The sequence below is a fragment of the Aggregatibacter sp. oral taxon 513 genome, from assembly GCF_018128305.1.
In the GTDB taxonomy this organism is placed as follows: domain Bacteria; phylum Pseudomonadota; class Gammaproteobacteria; order Enterobacterales; family Pasteurellaceae; genus Aggregatibacter; species Aggregatibacter segnis_A.
In genome coordinates this window covers 1,235,898-1,255,251 of the sequence record NZ_CP072381.1, presented here as the reverse complement: position 1 = coordinate 1,255,251, position 19,354 = coordinate 1,235,898, and the positions used below count along the sequence as shown (strand labels likewise).

Genomic DNA, 19,354 nt, shown 5'->3' with positions numbered 1-19,354 from the left:
CCACTATTCTAGTGCATAGCGGGAATTCCTTTAAGTGTTATTTTGTTAATAAATCCAAGGCTTCTTGGTATTTATCTACGGTCTTCTGAATGACATCTGACGGCACTTTCGGCGCCGGTGGTTGTTTATTCCAACCGCTGTTTTCCAACCAGTCACGAATAAATTGTTTATCAAAAGACGGTGGGTTTGTGCCTTCTTGATAAGTCTCTACTGACCAGAAACGGCTGGAATCCGGTGTTAACACCTCATCCATTAAGGTTAATGTGCCGTGTTCATCTAAGCCGAATTCAAATTTGGTGTCACAAATGATGATACCTTTGGTTAGGGCATATTTTGCGGCTTCGGTATAAAGGGCGATGGCTTTTTCTTTTACTTGCGCTGCTAAATCTTTGCCGATTAAGTTTTCGCACTCAGCATAGCTAATATTAATGTCGTGATTGCCGATTTCTTCTTTGCTGGATGGCGTGAAAATCGGCTCAGGCAATTTGCTTGCCTCTACTAACCCTTTTGGCAAGACTAAACCGCAAATGGTCCCTGTTTGTTTATAATCTTTCAAGCCGCTGCCGGTTAAATAACCGCGTACGATAGATTCAATTTTAATTGGGGTTAAGCGTTTGCACACCACCGCACGATCTTTTACTAAATCGGCTTCCGCTTTGGGTAACACATCGTAAACGCTGTCACCGGTAAAATGATTCGGCATAATGTGCGCCAGTTTGTTAAACCAAAAATTAGAAATTTGTGTCAGGATTTCGCCTTTACGCGGAATCGGATCATCTAAAATCACATCGAACGCCGACAATCTGTCACTGGCGACCATCAACATTCGTTTGTCATCAATTTCATACAAATCCCGTACTTTGCCGGAATAGATTTTTTTTAGACTAAGTTGTGTCATTTCATTTCCTTTTTATCTGCGTAAAAATAATGGCGCGTATTGTACCGCACTTTTTGCGCAAACGTTTGCATTTTTTGGTGAGAATTTTATTTGTGTGAGATAAGAAGGAAAGTGCGGTCAGAAAAAAACATGTTTTTAGCTGAGCTACCAACTATAAAAAGACCGATAGCTTTCGCTATCGGTCAAAAAGACAGTAGTATGTATTTTATGAATAATAAGAATTAGAACATGATACGGGTACCTAAGCCGATACGGGTTGCATCGGAAACTTTTTCACCGTTTTCTTTAACATTCGCTTTGCCGCCTTCAAGGTAAACAGCAACGTGTTTGTTAAATCTGTGGTCAACACCCATTACCCAGCCTCTGTATTTACCGTTAGCTTGGCCTTCATTTTTACCAGTACCCCATAAGTATGCACCGTAAAGGGCATTTTGTTCGGTTAAATCAACTTTCAAACCTAAGTCAAAACGGTCGATTTTTTCGTATCTGCCAACGCCAGTAGCTTTATTACCCATACTGTGTTTGAAGTTGTAGTCTCTGTGACCTTTCATTGATGTACCATGAGCCCAGTCAAAACCAACGCTAACGATTTTATATTTCACGTCAAAACCAACACCAGCAATTTTTTGTTTGTAGTCTTTAGTCATCACGTCAGCTTTTTTTACTTCGATATAGCCGGAACCGAATCTTACACCCACATCGCCCCATTGACCATCATAGAACGCACCTACGCCAAAACCTTGACCTGCATCCGCTTTGGTTTTATCTGCTTCGCCAAAGTAGTAGTCTGCAGCAAAACGGAAGCCTTCAAATTTACTAGACATAAAATGAACCGCTTTTGCTGCGCTATCGTGTAATACGTTACCACTTAATTCGTAAGAGTAGTTAGCTTTAGGAATGTGGTCACCTAAAGTTAATTGGTTACCGAAAGTCAATGAACCGATATCTTTATGTGCGAATCCACCGAATAAGCGTTTGGTGTTGATGCCATCACCAACAGTACCGTTTTGTGTGAAACGAATTTCAAATGCCGCTAATGCGCTGAAACCGTTGCCAATCTCTTGGCTTGCGCGAACGCGAACACGAGAACCACGGTCAACTAAATCAGTGCGTTTGCCACTGGTGTCGACTTTTTTATCTTTCATGTTAACGCATTTCGAATGCGCCACGTCCGTCTAATTCAACTTTTGTGCCTTCGTTTTTATAAACGACAACAGCGTTTGCTGAAGCCGCAGCCATTGCTGTTACTACTAGTGCGATAAGTGTTTTTTTCATGTTAATCACCTTGAGTTTTAGTTTTAACAAAATTGACGTTCTTATTGTATAAAATCGGATGTTTCACTCCATTTTGTTTTTATTAAATGGCGTTTTTCTCGATTTAGGTTCAACGCTAATAAAACTTTTTAGTGCTGTCAATAAACGAGAAATTTTACGTTGTTTTTAAAACCGTTATTTTTCAAATGGTTATGTAATTCTTCCATTTTGGTTTAGTGGCGAAAAGTGTTATCTGGATCACAATTTTTATATTTTCTTGATCGGCTATTTTCTACTGGATTTGATTTAACTTATTGATTTCTATTTTAATTTTTTTATTTACTAAAATGAGTGTTTAATAAAATAAATATATAAGTGATTTATTTGGGATTTCATCTTATTTTTGTGATGTTGATCACGTAACGGTTGACGGAATTCGCCTTTAAAAACAATGGGATGGGAAAAGTCTTTCACTCCATTTGAAATAAATTTTTATTTGATGAATGAAAGAGAGAATAAATTTTGTGCGTTTTTAATGCACGCCGAGTACTTATCATGGCGAAATAAAAATACCCAGAAAATACACCGCACTTTGTTGCAACGTACTCGCATTCATGCTTCTCAAACTTGAAAAAAGTGGCTAAAAAGCATATAGTTGCGCCACTTATTTTTGGACCGTCGTTTAAGGCGGTTTCTTTATTTCTTCATCAAACAACACAGACAGAACAGATGACATACCCACAAGAACAAGTTAATAAACGCCGCACTTTTGCGATTATTTCTCACCCCGATGCGGGTAAAACCACGATTACCGAAAAGGTTTTGCTTTATGGTAACGCCATTCAAAAAGCCGGTTCGGTGAAAGGCAAAGGTTCCGCACAGCACGCAAAATCCGACTGGATGGAAATGGAAAAACAACGTGGGATTTCTATCACCACTTCCGTGATGCAATTCCCGTACAACGACTGTTTGGTCAACTTGCTGGACACTCCGGGGCATGAGGATTTCTCTGAAGATACCTACCGCACTTTAACCGCAGTGGATAGCTGTTTGATGGTGATTGATTCCGCCAAAGGGGTTGAGGATCGTACCATTAAATTGATGGAAGTCGCCCGTTTGCGCGACACACCGATTATCACGTTTATGAACAAACTTGACCGTGATATTCGTGATCCGATGGAATTGTTGGATGAAGTAGAAAACGTATTGAAAATTCACTGTGCGCCGATTACTTGGCCTATCGGCTGCGGCAAATTGTTTAAAGGTGTGTATCACTTATATAAAGACGAAACTTATCTTTACCAAACCGGGCAAGGGCATACTATTCAAGAAGTGCGAATCGTAAAAGGCTTGAATAATCCTGAATTGGATAATGCCGTAGGTGACGATTTGGCACAACAATTGCGTGATGAATTGGAATTGGTCAAAGGTGCCAGCAACGAATTTGATTTAGATTTATTCCTAAACGGCGAACTGACACCGGTCTTTTTCGGTACGGCGTTAGGGAATTTCGGCGTGGATCATTTCCTTGACGGCTTAACAGAATGGGCGCCTGCGCCACAAGCCCGTCAAGCCGATGTGCGTAAAGTGTCTGCGGATGAAGAAAAATTCAGTGGTTTCGTGTTCAAAATTCAAGCCAATATGGATCCGAAACACCGCGACCGCGTTGCATTCTTACGTGTCGTGTCCGGCAAATATGAAAAAGGCATGAAACTCAAACATGTACGTATCGGCAAAGAGGTGGTGATTTCCGATGCGCTAACCTTTATGGCAGGCGACCGTGCGCATGCAGAAGAAGCCTATGCCGGCGACATTATCGGGTTACATAATCATGGTACGATTCAAATCGGCGATACGTTCACCCAAGGGGAAGAGTTAAAATTCACGGGCATTCCAAACTTTGCACCGGAATTATTCCGCCGTATTCGTTTGAAAGATCCACTCAAGCAAAAGCAATTATTAAAAGGCTTGGTACAGCTTTCCGAGGAAGGCGCCGTGCAGGTTTTCCGTCCGTTATTGAATAACGATTTAATTGTTGGGGCAGTGGGCGTGTTGCAGTTTGATGTGGTCGTTTCGCGTTTGAAATCCGAATACAACGTCGAAGCCATTTATGAAACCGTCAACGTGGCAACGGCCCGTTGGGTGGAATGTGGCGATGCGAAAAAATTTGAAGAGTTTAAACGTAAAAACGAGCAAAACTTGGCGTTAGACGGTGGCGATAACCTCACTTATATCGCCCCGACCATGGTGAACCTCAACCTTGCCCAAGAACGTTACCCTGACGTGACATTCTTCAAAACCCGTGAACATTAATTCGTTCAAAAACGTTAAAAAAAAGACCGCACTTTAAGAGATTAAAGTGCGGTCTTTTTTCTAGGTGTTTTTACTTACTTGTTTTCTTCTTCATTACCGTTTTTCAAGGTAGAGAAGTAGTTGGCTAAAATCGGGCCGGAAACGTTGTGCCAGAAACTGAACACAGCACTTGGCACGGCAGCGATTGGGTTTAAGTGTGCGGTGGCAAGTGCCGCGCCTAAACCGGAGTTTTGCATCCCCACTTCAATGGCGATGGCTTTGCTGTCGTAGTTATTTAATTTGAGTAATTTGGCTGCAATAAAGCCGATGAGGTAACCCAAACAGTTGTGCAACACAACCACGCCGAAAATCAATAAGCCGGAGTCGATGATTTTGTCTTTGCTACCGGCAACCACTGCCGCAAGAATTAAGACAATCGCGATAACAGAAACCAATGGCATGGTTTGGCTGATTTGCGACATTTGTTTTTTGAACAAGGCACGAATCACCAAGCCTAAGAAAATTGGGAAAAGCACCATTTCTAATACGGAAACGAACATCGCCGTAGCGTTAATTTCGATCCATTGGCTGGCCAACACATAGAAAATCACCGGCGTTAATAACGGCGCCAACAAGGTGGAAATAGTGGTGCAAGCCACGGAAAGTGCGGTGTTACCACGGGCTAAATAAGTCATCACGTTAGAAGATGTGCCGCCCGGGCAGGCGCCGACGAGAATCACACCGGCCGCTAAATCATCCGGCAAATTCAATGCTTTTGCGAGGACAAAAGCGATGGATGGCATAATCACAAATTGTCCGATAACACCGACAATGACGGCTTTCGGATGTTTTGCAACTTCACTGAAATCGTTGAACGTCAGCGTAATCCCCATGCCGAACATGACGATGCCGAGCAAGTAAGGAATATATTGGCGGAACCATAAAAAGGTTTCCGGCGAGAGAAAGGCGAGGAGAGCGAAAAGTAAAACCCAAAGGGCAAAGGTTTTACTGACAAATTGGGTAAATTTAAGCAATGCGTGCATAAAAAATCCTTAAAAATTAAAAGTACGAGTAGTGAAAAAAGGTAGTCAACATAGCAGAAAATAGGCGAAATGAAAAAATATTTTCGGGGCAAAAAAGGGGAAAACGTGAATTTTTTTATTTTCATAATCAATTCACGTTTTTGAGTGATGAAAAAACGTTGTTAAAAATGACCGCACTTTAACGAAACAATCGCGCCCAAATCTCTCGCACAAACGCCCGTTCTGCACAAAATTCCGACCCGTCCACCACAGAGGGTAAACCGAGCAAATTCAAATGGTGAATACGGTTTCGCAGGTCCACATAACATTGTTTTAAGCGTTCGCTGTCGGCGTCAGAAATCACGCCATATTCTGCCATGATTTCGAAAATCCGCACGTTATCTGACCAACGGGTGAGGGCGGGCTGTTGAGGCGAGTGCGCCAACACCAAATATTGTGCGATAAATTCAATGTCCGTAATACCGCCTTGGTCGGTTTTAATGTTGAATTGGGCGTCATCATGTTTTGCCAAATGTTCATACATTTTTTCCCGCATCTCGCAGACATCCTGTTTCAGTTGAACTAAGTCACGTGGGGCAGAAAGCACGTTGTGGCGAATGGTTTCAAATTCATCTCGGAGTTTCTGTTCGCCGAACACTGCACGGCTACGCACTAAGGCTTGTTTTTCCCAGGTCCAGGCTTCGTTTAGTTGATAGTTTTCAAAGGCGGTGAAAGAGCAACCAAGCAACCCCGCATCGCCGGACGGGCGTAGGCGCATATCCACGTCATATAAAATCCCGGCGCTGGTATTCATGCTGAAAATACTGACGATTTTTTGGGCTAAACGTAAATAAAATTGGTTGCTGTCGATGACTTTTTTGCCGCCAACGGTTTGGCTATTGCCGGCGGGATCATATAAGAAGACGAGATCTAAGTCAGATTTATAGCCTAATTCAATGCCGCCCAATTTGCCGTAGCCCACTACGAGGAAGTTTTTCTCTCCTTCCGCCAAATGTTCGGGCACCCCAAAACGCACGGCGATTTGTTGCCACGCCAAATTGACCACCGCGCCGATAATCGCCTCTGCCAAATAGGTAAGATGATCGCTCACTTTCATCACAGGCAACACACCGAGAATATCGGCGGCGGCAATGCGGAGCAGGGCAGCGTGCTTAAACTGGCGTAAGCCATCGATAAATTGTTCTTCGTCATCTTGCGGCAGGCGCAATAAATATTGCTGTAATTCAGAAGCGTACTCAGTAAAGTGCGGTGGATTTCGCAGGGATTTTTGATCGAGCAATTCATCGAGCAAAATCGGGTGGCGTGCCACTTGTTCCGCAATAAATTTTGATTGGGCACACAGTTCGATAAGCTGCGTCAAGGCTTGCGGATTCTCTGCCAACAGTTCGAGGTAAGTGGTACGCGTGAGAATTTTTTCAATAATCGTCAAAATCCGTGGCAGTAAAACAGGGCTGTTGGGCGTGTGTAAAACTTGTTCCAGCAGATTTGGCATTAAGCGATTGAGCACTGCCCGCCCGCGTACACCAATGGCATAACGAGGCAATTCGTTGCGAAATTGCAACAGGCGATCCAACACCGCATCTTGTTCCGCCTCCGGCACACCGTTTTGTTGTAAAATGCCGAGCAATTCCTGTTCGTCAAAATCTGCTTCGAGGAAATCTTCCCACGCATTTTCCGATGTATTTTCTTCTTGTTCATCGCCAATTAATGACTGAAAAACCGACCGCACTTTGCGCTGATGTTCTTGTAACACGGCGAGAAAACTCGCCCAATCGTGAATCGGGTAGCTGACGGAAACACTTTCTTGTTGCGCATCCCATTGGGTAAATTCCGCGCAGGCGAAGATTAAACGTTGACGATCCAATTCATTGTCTGGCAGTTGTTGGGTTTGTTGATCTTTGATGGCTTGCAGCACATTTTCCGCGCGACGTAGAAATAAATAGGCGTGGCGCAAATCGGATTCCTGTTCGATGGAAATCAAATTCAGCTTGCTCAGTTCCGGCAATAAATTCAGCAATTCGTGCTGTTGCAAGGCAATTTCCCGCCCACCGCGAATTAACTGGAAAACCTGCACGATAAACTCAATTTCACGAATGCCACCCGCGCCCAATTTGATGTTATCGGTGAGGTTGCGGCGGCGTACTTCCCGTTCGATTTTTTGTTTCATCTCGCGCAATGCTTGAATCACGCTGAAATCAATGTAGCGACGATATACAAACGGGCGCAATAAATTTTGTAAAACGGTGATATTGGGATCCGTTGCTTGCGCGCCTAAAATGCGACCTTTGATCATGGCGTAACGTTCCCAATCGCGCCCTTGATCCTGATAATACTGCTCCATGGCGTTAAAACTGAGTGCCAGCGCGCCACTGTCGCCAAAGGGACGTAAACGCATATCCGTGCGGTACACAAAGCCATCGGCGGTGTATTGATCCAACGCGTTAATCAAGCGTTGCCCCAAACGGGTGAAAAACTTCGCATTATCCACGCTGCGGCGCGCACCTACGGTTTCCCCTTGGCTTGGATAAGTAAAAATCAAATCAATGTCGGAAGAAAAATTCAGCTCAAAGCCGCCCAGTTTGCCCATGCCGAGAATATATAACTGCTGCGCGTTGCCCTGCGCATCCATCGGCGTGCCCATTTCTTCACAAGCCCGCGCATAAAGCCAATCGCGCGCACCAATAATCAGACTTTCCGCCAGTTGCGACAAGCGAATAAAAACCTGTTCCACCGTGGCGAAATTAAGACTTTGGCAAACACTCAACTTCACCATTTCTCGGGCGCGAAACAGACGTAATTCCCGATAAAGCTGTTCTTCCGTTTGCACATGCTGTAACACCTCATCTAACCGCTTGGCGTACTGGTCACAGTCCTCAAAGTGCGGTGGTTTTTCCCAACATTTTGCTAAAAACGCAGGCTGTTTCTGCCACGCCTCCGCCACAAAATCCGACATCGCCACCGCCACAGCCATCTGCCCGATATTTGTTGTGGGATCTGTTTTCTGCTGTTCGATTTGTTCAAATAAGGTGGAATCAAATTTTTCTGGAAAAGAGTGAATTAAAACTTCGGCAAGCGAATGGAGCTTATCAACAAATTGAGCAACAAAAGACATGGTGAATCCTTATGAAAAATGGTGCATAAACTTTAGCATGAAATGGGGGAGTTGGAGAATGATGAGATGTGAATCATATCAAATAATTGAAGATGCAAATTGGGGAAATAAGAAGAGGTTTGGTATGATTACCACATGAATAAAAAAATAGGTTTTTTTATTACATTAAGGGAATACCCATGCCACAAGACGGAATGAACCAATTATTTTTACGAGCCCTAGCACTAGAAGAACAAGGGAAATTAGAGGAGGCGATTGAGTTTTACCAGTTAATAAAGCGGGAAAGTTCTCCTAAATTTTTTGCTCAGGCTCAATATAATTTAGCACTTATTTGGCAAAAAAAAGGCGAGCAAGAAAAGGCGATTGCTATCTATGAAACCATTCAACGAGAAGATAACCCAAAAGCTTTTGCTAAGGCTCTGTTTAATTTAGGTTTTCTTTGGGAAGAAAAAGGCGATCAGGAAAAGGCGATTGCGGCTTATGAAGCTATTCATCGGGAAGATGATAAGGAAACTTTTGCTAAGGCTCTGTTTAATTTAGGTTTTCTTTGGAAAGAAAAAGGAGAACAGAAAAAAGCAGCGGCTACCTATCAAACTATTCAGCGGGAAGATTACCCGAAGGCTTTTGCGCGAGCTCAATTGGGTTTAGCTGAGATTTGGGAAGAAAAAGGCGAGCAGGAAAAGGCGATTGCGGCTTATGAAGCTATTCATCGGGAAGATGATAAGGAAACTTTTGCTAAAGCTCAATATAATTTGGCGGTTATGTGGGAAGAAAAAGGAGAACAGAAAAAAGCAGCGGCTACCTATAAAACTATTCAGCGGGAAGATTACCCGAAGGCTTTTGCGCGAGCTCAATTGGGTTTAGCTGAGATTTGGGAAGAAAAAGGCGAGCAGGAAAAGGCGATTGCTGCCTATGAAGTGATTCAACGGGAAGATGACAAGCAAATTTTTGCTCTTGCTCAATGGAATGTAGGGATTATTTGGGCAGAAAAAGGAGAGCAGGAAAAGGAGGTTGCAGCGTATAAGGCGATTCACCGGGAAGATTCTCCAAAACTTTTTGCTCTGGCTCAATGGAATTTAGCTAAAGTTTGGGCTGATAACGGCAAATGGAAGAAATCGGTAAATATTCTTCTAAATATAAAAAGAAGTGATTCCCAGCATTTGTATTCAAGAATTACAGAAATGTTACTTAATAGTTTTATTCCTGAATTAATTAAGAAGGGACACCGTGCTGGCAAGTTTGTTAATAATATTTTTGAAAGAGTAAAGTTTGATTATCGTCATGATATTTTAAAATTTATTTTTAAAAGTAAAGATATTCATCTTTTAAAGATATTGGACCGTGTTACAGAAATATTAAATGAACTAAAAATAGAAACTTTGGCGAGTGAGGATTTTGAGAAAAATATAGCACATTATACTCGACCATTGATTGGTTTTTCTTTATTAAATCCTACTGAGGAAAAAAGTTCATCTAAATTTAGATTGAGTACGATTAAAGGGGTGAATGATCCTACGGAGGGCACTATTTTAAAGGATTTCTTAAACTATGGTAAAAAAAGTGAAGATGATTTAATCACATTTATTAGTTGTTTTACATTTAACCACGACAGCCTTAATCAATTTAGATTGTATGGGAAAGAAAAGGGACAAGAGGCTTCAGGGATTAGTTTGGTGTTTGAGAGAGATAAATTTTTTAATCAAGAGGTGAGTGCTTTCAATACGTTAAGTCATCAAAATGCGCCTTTTAAAACGGAGGTATTTCTTGATAATAAAAAAATTGATGAAAAGCAGGGAGAGAGTAATAAGCCTAACCCTATATTGGTTTCTAAACTACCCCTTTACCGTTGCATTTATTTAGAGTCCTATTCAGATAATAAACCTTTTTATTTACAACTTGCTCAAAGAGAGGAACTGACATTTTATAGAGAAGATGAAAAGTCAAAACCTTCTACCCGCTGGAAAATATATAAGAAAAAAATAGATCAAATTGAGAAAAATGTTAGGGAGAAACTTACGGAGATAAAAGAAGAAATTTCAAAATTATCTTCAGATGAGAAAACCCATGAAATTTTAGATAAAATTCTTTTGCCATTAAGATATTTAGTGAAACATTCGGCTTTTAAAGAAGAACAGGAGTGTCGTATTATTTACATTGCTAGTATTTGTGATGATAAAATTCAAATGAATCCGGAACAGGGACAAATGTATGTTGAATACGAACAGGATGTAAAAAAGGCAATTCATAAAATATATCTTTCCTCGGGTTCTGAGAAGTATAAGGATCATTTTAGAAAGCTGCTCAATGATGAAAAAGGAAATATGGTGATGAGTTCAACGAATCCTTTTAGAGTAAAATCTTCTTAGCTTTTTGTACATTTAAAGCACCTTATTTCCCCAAGGTGCTTCTCTCCCCACCCAACAATCCCCTTGCCCTTCCTCAGCAAAATAGATAGACTGAACCCCGTTATTAGTCGGGGTGCTTTGTGCTGAGATCATACCCGTGAACCTGATACAGTTAATACTGACGTAGGAAACTAACGAGAAAATCACACTTCCTTTCTTTTTCTCCACATCTTCTTCATTCGTCATTATTGCTGATTATCTTTTTTCATTAAAAAAGGAACAATGATGCAATATGCGTTTTGTCGTTCTGTGCCGGTAAATGGCGGGGGACGTTATGAGTAAAGTCGCGCAGGCGTTGACCATTGCCGGCTCAGATAGCGGCGGTGGTGCCGGCATTCAGGCTGATTTAAAAACCTTTCAAATGCGTGGTGTGTTTGGCACCTCGGTGATTACGGCCGTCACGGCGCAAAACACCTTAGGCGTCTTTGATATTCACGCCATCCCCCTTCAAACCATTCAAAGCCAGCTGAAAGCGATTGCTGATGATTTCACGATTAGCGCCTTTAAAATCGGTATGTTAGGCACAGCAGAGATTATCGAATGTGTCGCTGAGGCATTAAATCAGTATTACTTCGGCATGTTGGTGTTAGATCCTGTTATGATCGCAAAAGGCGGTGCGCCATTGTTGCAACAAAGTGCGGTCGATTCTTTGAATACATTTTTATTGCCGTTGGCCGATGTGATTACGCCGAACTTGCCGGAAGCTAAAGCACTAACAGGCGTGGAGGTCATTGACGATCAAACGGCGCAACAAGCAGCACAAATTTTGCAGGCGCGTGGTGTGAAAACGGTGGTGATTAAAGGCGGACACAGCGCGCATTCACAAAGTGCGGTATGTCGTGATTGGGTTTTTACTCCTAGCGCACAATTTACTTTAGAACGCCCACGTTATGCGACAGCGCAAACCCATGGTACGGGTTGCACGTTCTCCGCTTGTATGACGGCGGAGCTTGCCAAAGGCGTTTCCGTGGAACAGGCAATTAAAACCGCAAAAGACTACATTACTGCGGCAATTAGCCATCCGTTAAATATCGGCCATGGACATGGACCGACCAATCATTGGGCTTATCAAAATAAAATGTAATTTAGACTGAGGAACAGACACATGAAAAAAACAACGTTAATTTTGACCGCACTTTCTTTATACACCGGTATGGCATTGGCGAATCATTACGAAGAAACCGTGAATATTTATACTTACGATTCTTTTACGTCTGATTGGGGCGCTGGCCTGAAAGTAAAACAAGCATTTGAACAGCAATTCCCACTTTGCAAGGTGAATTATATGCCATTTGAAAGCGGCGGCACGTTGTTTAACCGCGTGCGTCTGGAAGGGCATAAAACCAAAGCGGATATCGTGTTAGGCTTGGATAATTTTGTATTGGATGAAGCGAAAAAAAGCCAATTATTTGATTCAAATAGCATCGACTTAAGCCAACTTTCTTTGCCAAATCAATGGACGGATAACACGTTCTTGCCTTACGATTTCGGCACATACGCCTTTGTCTATGACAAAAATAAAGTGAAAAATCCACCGAAAAGCCTAAAAGAATTGGTAGAGCGTGAAGATTTACGTGTGATCTATCAAGATCCGCGCACCAGCAGCGTGGGACGGGGGTTATTAGTGTGGATGAATACGGTTTATCCGGCAGACCAAGTGGCGCAAGCCTGGCAACAACTTGCCAAACACACAGTTACGGTGGGCAAGGGCTGGTCTGACACTTACGGCGCATTCTTGAAAGGGGAGGCAGATGTCGTATTAAGTTACACCACTTCGCCGTTATACCATCAATTATTTGAAAATAAAGAGAATTATGCGGCAACCACGTTTGCTGAAGGCAATGTGATGCAAGTAGAATTGGCAGCGCGAATCGCAGAGCATAAAAATCAATGTGCTGATTATTTCATGGATTTTTTACTGACACCGGAAGCGCAAAAGCCGATTGTCACGGCAAACGTGATGTTCCCGGTGATCCAAGCGCCGGTTGAACCGCACTTTGATGCCCTAAAAGAAACTGTGTTGAAGCAGTCTTTTTTGAATACCTCCAATATTAGCCCAGAAACGTTGCGGAATTGGATTAATCAATGGCAAACCACATTAACTAAATAATTCGAACGATGTTTTGGTTGTCTCGTTCATTGTTTACCCGCTTATTTTTTTCTAGCCCGCAATTCCGCCCGCGTCATTATGTGGGCGGAATTAGCGTTATTTTGCTGATTTCGTTGCTTTATGGCTTTGCCATGCGTGCCGTGTTGGCGCAGGGCACTGAATTTCAGTGGCAACAGTTCTTTGCCGATCGCTATTTGCATCACGTTATTGCGTTTAGCTTCGGACAAGCGTTGCTTTCTGCGTTGTTATCCCTGTTCTTCGGTGTGCTACTCGCTCGCGCTTTTTATTATGTGGAATTTGTCGGTAAAGCCTTTTTGCTGAAAATCATGTCGCTGACTTTTGTGTTGCCGGTGTTGGTGGCGATTTTCGGCTTAATTGGCATTTATGGCGCCTCCGGTTGGATTGCACAACTCTTGCATTTTTGGGACCGCACTTGGACGGGCAGCATTTACGGCTTGTCGGGGATTTTAATTGCGCATCTTTTCTTTAACATTCCGCTGGCAACCAAACTGTTTTTACAAAGTTTGGAAAGCATTCCTTATGAACAGCATCAGTTGGCGGCACAACTGAATATTCGTGGTTGGCGTTTTGTGCGATTGGTGGAATGGCATGCACTGCGTCGTCAGATGTTGCCGACTTTCAGCTTGATTTTTATGCTCTGTTTTACCAGTTTTACGGTGGTGCTCACCTTAGGCGGTGGGCCGCAATATACCACGCTAGAAACGGCGATTTATCAGGCGATTTTATTTGAATTTGATTTGCCAAAAGCGGCAGTGTTTGCCTTATTGCAGTTTGTGTTTTGTTTGCTGCTATTTACGTTTAGTAGTCTGTTCAACACTACCTCACAAACCACGTTAAGCAGCCCGTATCGTTGGCTGAGTCCATCGAAAAGTGCGGTCAAAATTTTCCATGTTTTTTTGCTCGGCGTTTTTGTGTGTTTTATGTTGTCGCCGTTGTTAAATATTTTGTTTAGCGCACTGACATCAGGCAAGTGGCTGACGGCGTGGCACAATCCGCAACTGTGGAAAGCCTTAACCTACTCGTTAACTATTGCGCCTGCGTCCGCCTTGCTGGCATTGCTCATGGCGGTGGCATTGTTGTTACTCTCACGCCGTTTGCAATGGCTGTATTATGTAAAAACAGCGCAATTTATTCTCAATGCCGGCATGGTGATTTTGGCGATTCCCATTTTGGTATTGGCGATGGGGTTATTTTTATTGTTGCGTGACGTAGATTTTACCAATGCCCATTTATTTGCCATTGTTGTTGCGTGTAACGCCTTGAGTGCCATGCCTTTCGTACTGCGCATTTTAACTGAGCCATTCAACAACAATATGTTGTATTACGAACGTTTGTGTAACTCCCTTGGGATTGTTGGCTGGCAACGTTTTTGTCTAATTGAATGGCATTCACTTCGTACACCAATAAACTATGCGCTTGCCTTGGCATTTGCGCTTTCGTTGGGGGATTTCACGGCGATTGCGTTGTTCGGTAACCAAGAATTTACTTCGTTGCCCCATTTGTTATATCAACAATTAGGCAGTTATCGCCATCAAGAAGCTGCTGTTACCGCAGGTATTTTGCTGTTATTATGCGGTGCCATTTTTGCTTTAATTGAACATCAAAAGGAACAACATGATTCGCTTAGATAACGTATTTTTAGCTGATGACACATTGCCGATGTCGTTTGATTTGCAGGTGGCGGTAGGAGAGCGTATTGCCATTGTTGGGCCAAGCGGTGCGGGTAAAAGTACGTTGTTAAATTTAATTGCCGGTTTCGTGTTGCCAACACAAGGCAAGATTTGGTTAAACAGTGAAAACTATACGCGTAGCGCGCCGTATGAGCGGCCTGTGTCCATGTTGTTTCAAGAGAACAATTTATTTCCGCATTTAACCGTGCAACAAAATTTGGCATTGGGCTTAAAAACAAGCTTAAAATTAACCGCACTTGAGCAAGATCAGATCGAACGGTTTGCTGATGCGGTAGGATTAACATCCTTTTTATCCCGTCTGCCAAACAGTTTGTCGGGCGGACAAAAACAACGGGTCGCATTGGCGCGTTGTTTGTTGCGTGATAAACCGATTTTGTTGTTGGACGAACCGTTTTCTGCGCTCGATCCTGAGTTGAGACTGGAAATGCTCAATTTGATTGATGAACTTTGCCACAATAAAAAGCTGACGTTGTTGCTTGTCACGCACCAACCATCAGAATTGACGGGCAAAGTGGATCGTATGCTTCGCATTGAAAATGGTCGGATAAGCCAGCAAGAAAAATGCGCTTAAAATGCACCGCACTTTTTATTTACTTTGTTTTACTTAAGGAGACCTATGTCAACTAGTACCTTACAAATTTACTCCATCACACCGCATCCAACCGCAGAATATTGGTCGGTGTGCAAAGTAGAAGCCCTATTTGAAACCCCATTTTTAGATTTGGTTTATCGTGCGGCACAAGTTCATCGCAAAAACTTCAACCCGCGTGCCATTCAGCTTTCTACCTTAATGTCGATTAAAACCGGCGGCTGTCCGGAGGATTGTGGTTATTGCCCGCAATCGGCGCGTTACCATACAGGCGTCCAAAATCAAGAATTATTAAACGTGGAAGACATCGTGGCGAAAGCCAAAATCGCGAAGGCGCGTGGTGCAGGTCGCTTCTGCATGGGCGCCGCATGGCGTGGGCCGAAACCGAAAGACATTGCCAAAGTGACGGAAATTATCAAAGCGGTAAAAGCACTGGGGATGGAAACTTGCGGTACTTTTGGTTTATTGCAAGATGGCATGGCGGAAGAATTAAAAGACGCGGGCTTGGATTACTACAACCACAACCTAGACACAGCCCCGGAACATTATAGCGAAGTGATCGGCACACGCCGTTTTGACGATCGTATCAGTACCTTAGGCAAAGTGCGCAAAGCCGGCTTGAAAGTATGTTGTGGCGGGATTGTAGGTATGAACGAAACCCGCAAAGAACGAGCGGGACTTATTGCCAGCCTAGCGAATTTGGATCCGCAACCGGAATCCGTGCCAATCAACCAATTAGTGAAAATCGAAGGTACACCGCTTGCTGACGCAGAAGAACTAGATTGGACAGAATTTGTGCGCACCATTGCCGTAGCACGCATTACCATGCCAAACAGTTACGTCCGCTTATCCGCTGGCCGCCAAGGCATGAGCGAAGAAATGCAAGCAATGTGCTTCATGGCGGGAGCTAACTCCATTTTCTACGGCGACAAACTACTTGTTACCGGTAACCCAGAAGAAGACGGCGACCGTTTATTGATGGAAAAACTTGATTTAGAACCGGAAACGGAAGAGAACAAGCATCTGCGTTGATGATTAATTAAAACATATAAAAAAGCCACTTTGATTCCAAAGTGGCTTTTTTTGTTTACGGATTTTTTGGGTATTTGAAATTACTTCAATTGTCCTTTAATCGCCTCAGCAACGAATTCTGCTTCAGGACCAAGGATAACTTGTAACCCGTCGTTACCAAGTTTGACGTTACCTTTGGAACCGAGGGATTTAAGTTGTGCTTCGTCAATTTTGCTACGATCCGCCAGGGTCAAACGTAAGCGAGTGATACACGCGTCAACGGTTTTTAGGTTATCGGCACCGCCTAAAGCGTCGATAAATTTAACCGCTCTTTCTTCACGAGAATGATTGTGTTCACTTTGTTCTTCTTTTGGCTCTTCAGCTTCCTCGGTACGACCGATGGTTTTTAAGTTGAAGGCTTGGATAGCAAAGCGGAAAACGACATAGTAAATGGTGAAGAAGACTAAGCCTTGTACCAATAACATGTACCAGTCAACGGCTAATGGGTTACGTGAAGATAACACCATATCCACTAAACCTGCGCTGAAGCCGAAGCCCGCAATCCAGTGCATGCTCGCTGCGATAAACACGGAAATACCGGTTAATAGCGCGTGTAACACATAAAGAATCGGTGCCACGAACATGAAGGAGAATTCAAGCGGTTCGGTGATACCGGTGAAGAAGGAAGCAAATGCACCTGCTAACATGATGGAAGCCACTTTCACTTTTTGGCTTGGTTTTGCACATTGGTAAATTGCCAATGCCGCACCCGGTAAACCGAACATCATGACAGGGAAGAAACCAGCTTGATACATACCGGTCACACCCACCGTAGCGGTGCCTTCAGCGATGGATTTTGCACCACCTAAGAAATTCGGAATATCGTTAATACCAGCGACGTCAAACCAGAATACAGAGTTTAATGCGTGGTGTAAGCCAACCGGAATTAATAGACGGTTGAAGAAACCGTAAATACCCGCACCCACTGCGCCTAAATCTTTGATGGATTCACCGAAAGACACTAGTGCGTTGAAGATGTAAGGCCATACATAAAGCAGAATGAAAGAAAGCGCAATCATGGCGAAAGAGACCACAATCGGCACTAAACGTTTTCCGCTAAAGAAGGACAGAGCTTTTGGCAACTCTACTTGGTAGAAACGGTTGTAAAGTTCAGCAGAAAGCACACCGATTAAGATCCCGATAAATTGGTTATTGATTTTACCGAAAGCGGCAGGTACTTGAGTTGGGTCAAGATGTTGTAATTGTGCCACGCCACCCGGTGCAAGTAGAGTGGTCACCACATAGTAACCCACTAAACCGGAAAGAGCGGCAGAACCGTGTTTGTCTTTGGATAAACCGAAAGCAACACCCACGGCAAATAATAAGCCCATGTTGTCGATGATGGCAGCACCGGATTTGATGAGCAAGGCGGCAAGCTGACTATTTGCCCCCCAACCATCTGGGTCTAGCCAATAACCAATACCCATTAGTACAGCAGCTGCCGGTAATACGGCAACCGGTACCATTAAGGCTTGCCCGATTTTTTGGGCATAACTGAGAATACTCATAAGAACTCCTTTAATTTATTGATTCCATAAAATAATTTTTTAGGCCTGCGTAGCATAGCGCAATCAGATTTCTTTTTTCAAATGAAAAGGCGTGTATTTGTGAAGTTATTACAGCTCTGTTGGCGTTGTGCTAAGCAGGTTAAAAATAAAATAACGGATCAAGCGTACTTAATCCGTTAAATTGATACTAAAAGAAGATTATTCTACTTTTAATTGTTTGCCGTCATAGCTCATGGTTTGAACAGATGTTAACGCTTTGCCGCCTTCTGTTTCACCGCCGATGAGCAACACTTTGTTGTCATAAGATACGGCAACACCGTAACCGATACCTGCAGGTAATTCGCCGACAATTTTCCATTTACCGTTGTTAAGTGTGTAAATGTCTTTATGCCACGCTTTGCTCAAGCCTTTGTGAGCGTGGAGCATACCTTCTTTGAATTGTTTCACTGAACCTGGGAAGTTTGCACCACCGGTGACTAAGTAATGACCGTGGCTGTAACCTGCCATCGCACCGGCTAAACCATCTTGGCTTTGACCTTTTGGTGCAGGTAAATCAGGTAAGTTTTTCCATTGAACGCCTTTCGCCGTGAATTTACCGGAATGGGTTTCTGCAGTACGCAAGCCCGGTTTGATTTCACCGTTTACAACAACCAAGTCATTGCCTTGAATAGTAAATGCAGCACCTGCGCGACCAGAGAATGGTACACGACCTTCGTTGCGCCATTTGTTAGTGGATGGCTCATAGCTTAATAATTCAGTTGTGAAGAAATAATCTTCAGGGCGTTGTTCGAAATACGCTTTGGTGATTTCGTCTTTTTTCGCTTTGTCTTCACCTGCAGCAACAGTGTCTTGGAAGAAACCGTTGAAAATAGACAAGTTAGAACCACCCACGATATACACTTTATCACCGTGTGATGCGCCGGTAGAGCCTACTAAACCGCGTGGTGAGCGGGTTGGTAATTTGCTCCAAGTATTATCAGCCGGGTTATAGCTGTAAGCATCGTTGACTAATTGTAATTCGCCTTTTTCATTTTTTTGTAATCCGCCGAATACATATAATTTGCCGTCAACAGCCGCAGCCACCGGTTGGTTACGATCGCCACCTGGGAATACGGCGATTTCTTTCCATTGCGCGTTCGGCGTTTTTAAGTCTAATGCATAGAATTTGTCACCGCCTGTACCTAAGCCCACATAAACAGTGTCGCCAATTAACGCACCGGCACCGCTTTTAATACCGACCGGTAAGTCAGGATAAGCGGCTGCTTGTGCTGTCGCAGCAAAAGTGGTTGCAGCAAAGAAGAGTGCAGCTAATGTTGTTTTTTGAAATTTCATAATAAACCTCGTTTTTGAGTTATTGTTT

14 protein-coding genes and 1 riboswitch are annotated in these 19,354 nt (G+C 43.2%); of the genes, 7 read left to right on the top strand and 7 right to left on the bottom strand.

Features of this window, described 5'->3' with window-relative positions; all coding sequences use genetic code 11:
• Positions 1-37: 37 nt before the first annotated feature.
• From J5A60_RS05975 to J5A60_RS09600, 3 genes are all read right to left on the bottom strand, one after another.
• Positions 38-898 (bottom strand): phosphoribosylaminoimidazolesuccinocarboxamide synthase, encoded by an 861-nt coding sequence (locus J5A60_RS05975; RefSeq protein WP_212509770.1) that lies wholly within the window; start codon positions 896-898, stop codon positions 38-40.
• 221 nt (positions 899-1,119) lie between these two features.
• On the bottom strand, positions 1,120-2,043 hold the full coding sequence (locus tag J5A60_RS05970; RefSeq protein ID WP_249113871.1) for a porin: 924 nt from the start codon (positions 2,041-2,043) through the stop codon (positions 1,120-1,122).
• 1 nt (position 2,044) lies between these two features.
• Positions 2,045-2,173 carry a hypothetical protein gene (locus tag J5A60_RS09600; RefSeq protein ID WP_256439062.1) on the bottom strand — a complete coding sequence of 43 codons (129 nt, stop codon included), beginning with the start codon at positions 2,171-2,173 and terminating at the stop codon, positions 2,045-2,047.
• Positions 2,174-2,881: 708 nt separating this feature from the next.
• On the opposite strand from J5A60_RS09600, the gene prfC reads away from it, so the two are divergent.
• Positions 2,882-4,465, top strand: coding sequence for a peptide chain release factor 3 (prfC, locus tag J5A60_RS05965; RefSeq protein WP_212509769.1), 1,584 nt, complete (start codon positions 2,882-2,884; stop codon positions 4,463-4,465).
• A gap of 74 nt (positions 4,466-4,539) precedes the next feature.
• Here prfC and J5A60_RS05960 read toward each other — a convergent pair whose 3' ends face one another.
• Entirely contained in the window at positions 4,540-5,487 is a 948-nt protein-coding gene (locus J5A60_RS05960; protein WP_212509768.1) for a bile acid:sodium symporter family protein, read from the bottom strand.
• Between the two features lie 178 nt (positions 5,488-5,665).
• Positions 5,666-8,599 (bottom strand): bifunctional [glutamate--ammonia ligase]-adenylyl-L-tyrosine phosphorylase/[glutamate--ammonia-ligase] adenylyltransferase, encoded by a 2,934-nt coding sequence (gene glnE / locus J5A60_RS05955; RefSeq protein ID WP_212509767.1) that lies wholly within the window; start codon positions 8,597-8,599, stop codon positions 5,666-5,668.
• Positions 8,600-8,778: 179 nt separating this feature from the next.
• On the opposite strand from glnE, the gene J5A60_RS05950 reads away from it, so the two are divergent.
• The 6 genes from J5A60_RS05950 (at position 8,779) to bioB (ending at position 16,447) form a co-directional block, all read left to right on the top strand.
• Positions 8,779-10,965, top strand: coding sequence for a lipopolysaccharide assembly protein LapB (locus tag J5A60_RS05950; protein ID WP_212509766.1), 2,187 nt, complete (start codon positions 8,779-8,781; stop codon positions 10,963-10,965).
• 98 nt (positions 10,966-11,063) lie between these two features.
• A riboswitch (TPP riboswitch) is annotated at positions 11,064-11,151 on the top strand.
• A gap of 127 nt (positions 11,152-11,278) precedes the next feature.
• Positions 11,279-12,088, top strand: a complete 810-nt coding sequence (thiD, locus tag J5A60_RS05945) for a bifunctional hydroxymethylpyrimidine kinase/phosphomethylpyrimidine kinase (RefSeq protein WP_212509765.1) — start codon at positions 11,279-11,281, stop codon at positions 12,086-12,088.
• 21 nt (positions 12,089-12,109) lie between these two features.
• Positions 12,110-13,114 (top strand): thiamine ABC transporter substrate binding subunit, encoded by a 1,005-nt coding sequence (thiB, locus tag J5A60_RS05940; RefSeq protein ID WP_212509764.1) that lies wholly within the window; start codon positions 12,110-12,112, stop codon positions 13,112-13,114.
• An 8-nt stretch (positions 13,115-13,122) separates the two neighbouring features.
• Complete coding sequence (gene thiP / locus J5A60_RS05935) at positions 13,123-14,766, top strand: thiamine/thiamine pyrophosphate ABC transporter permease ThiP (RefSeq protein WP_212509763.1); 1,644 nt, start codon at positions 13,123-13,125, stop codon at positions 14,764-14,766.
• Positions 14,750-15,397: a thiamine ABC transporter ATP-binding protein gene (gene thiQ, locus J5A60_RS05930; protein WP_212509762.1), complete on the top strand. Its 648-nt coding sequence runs from the start codon at positions 14,750-14,752 to the stop codon at positions 15,395-15,397. The genes thiP and thiQ overlap by 17 nt, the downstream gene beginning before the upstream one ends.
• Positions 15,398-15,442: 45 nt before the next feature.
• Positions 15,443-16,447, top strand: coding sequence for a biotin synthase BioB (gene bioB / locus J5A60_RS05925; RefSeq protein WP_109432179.1), 1,005 nt, complete (start codon positions 15,443-15,445; stop codon positions 16,445-16,447).
• Between the two features lie 80 nt (positions 16,448-16,527).
• Here the strand turns inward: bioB and nagE are convergent, their stop codons facing one another.
• Both nagE and J5A60_RS05915 read right to left on the bottom strand, forming a co-directional pair.
• Positions 16,528-17,994 carry an N-acetylglucosamine-specific PTS transporter subunit IIBC gene (gene nagE, locus J5A60_RS05920; RefSeq protein ID WP_109104185.1) on the bottom strand — a complete coding sequence of 489 codons (1,467 nt, stop codon included), beginning with the start codon at positions 17,992-17,994 and terminating at the stop codon, positions 16,528-16,530.
• 198 nt (positions 17,995-18,192) lie between these two features.
• On the bottom strand, positions 18,193-19,326 hold the full coding sequence (locus tag J5A60_RS05915) for an N-acetylneuraminate epimerase (protein ID WP_212509761.1): 1,134 nt from the start codon (positions 19,324-19,326) through the stop codon (positions 18,193-18,195).
• Between the last annotated feature and the right edge of the window lie 28 nt (positions 19,327-19,354).

Coding starts and splice junctions, on each gene's coding strand:
- J5A60_RS05960 (WP_212509768.1), bottom strand. CDS start 5,487: ATGCACGCATTGCTTAAATTTACCCAATTTGTCAGTAAAACCTTTGCC.
- prfC (WP_212509769.1), top strand. CDS start 2,882: ATGACATACCCACAAGAACAAGTTAATAAACGCCGCACTTTTGCGATT.
- J5A60_RS05915 (WP_212509761.1), bottom strand. CDS start 19,326: ATGAAATTTCAAAAAACAACATTAGCTGCACTCTTCTTTGCTGCAACC.
- J5A60_RS09600 (WP_256439062.1), bottom strand. CDS start 2,173: ATGAAAAAAACACTTATCGCACTAGTAGTAACAGCAATGGCTGCGGCT.
- thiQ (WP_212509762.1), top strand. CDS start 14,750: ATGATTCGCTTAGATAACGTATTTTTAGCTGATGACACATTGCCGATG.
- bioB (WP_109432179.1), top strand. CDS start 15,443: ATGTCAACTAGTACCTTACAAATTTACTCCATCACACCGCATCCAACC.
- glnE (WP_212509767.1), bottom strand. CDS start 8,599: ATGTCTTTTGTTGCTCAATTTGTTGATAAGCTCCATTCGCTTGCCGAA.
- thiD (WP_212509765.1), top strand. CDS start 11,279: ATGAGTAAAGTCGCGCAGGCGTTGACCATTGCCGGCTCAGATAGCGGC.
- J5A60_RS05975 (WP_212509770.1), bottom strand. CDS start 898: ATGACACAACTTAGTCTAAAAAAAATCTATTCCGGCAAAGTACGGGAT.
- thiP (WP_212509763.1), top strand. CDS start 13,123: ATGTTTTGGTTGTCTCGTTCATTGTTTACCCGCTTATTTTTTTCTAGC.
- J5A60_RS05950 (WP_212509766.1), top strand. CDS start 8,779: ATGCCACAAGACGGAATGAACCAATTATTTTTACGAGCCCTAGCACTA.
- J5A60_RS05970 (WP_249113871.1), bottom strand. CDS start 2,043: ATGAAAGATAAAAAAGTCGACACCAGTGGCAAACGCACTGATTTAGTT.
- nagE (WP_109104185.1), bottom strand. CDS start 17,994: ATGAGTATTCTCAGTTATGCCCAAAAAATCGGGCAAGCCTTAATGGTA.
- thiB (WP_212509764.1), top strand. CDS start 12,110: ATGAAAAAAACAACGTTAATTTTGACCGCACTTTCTTTATACACCGGT.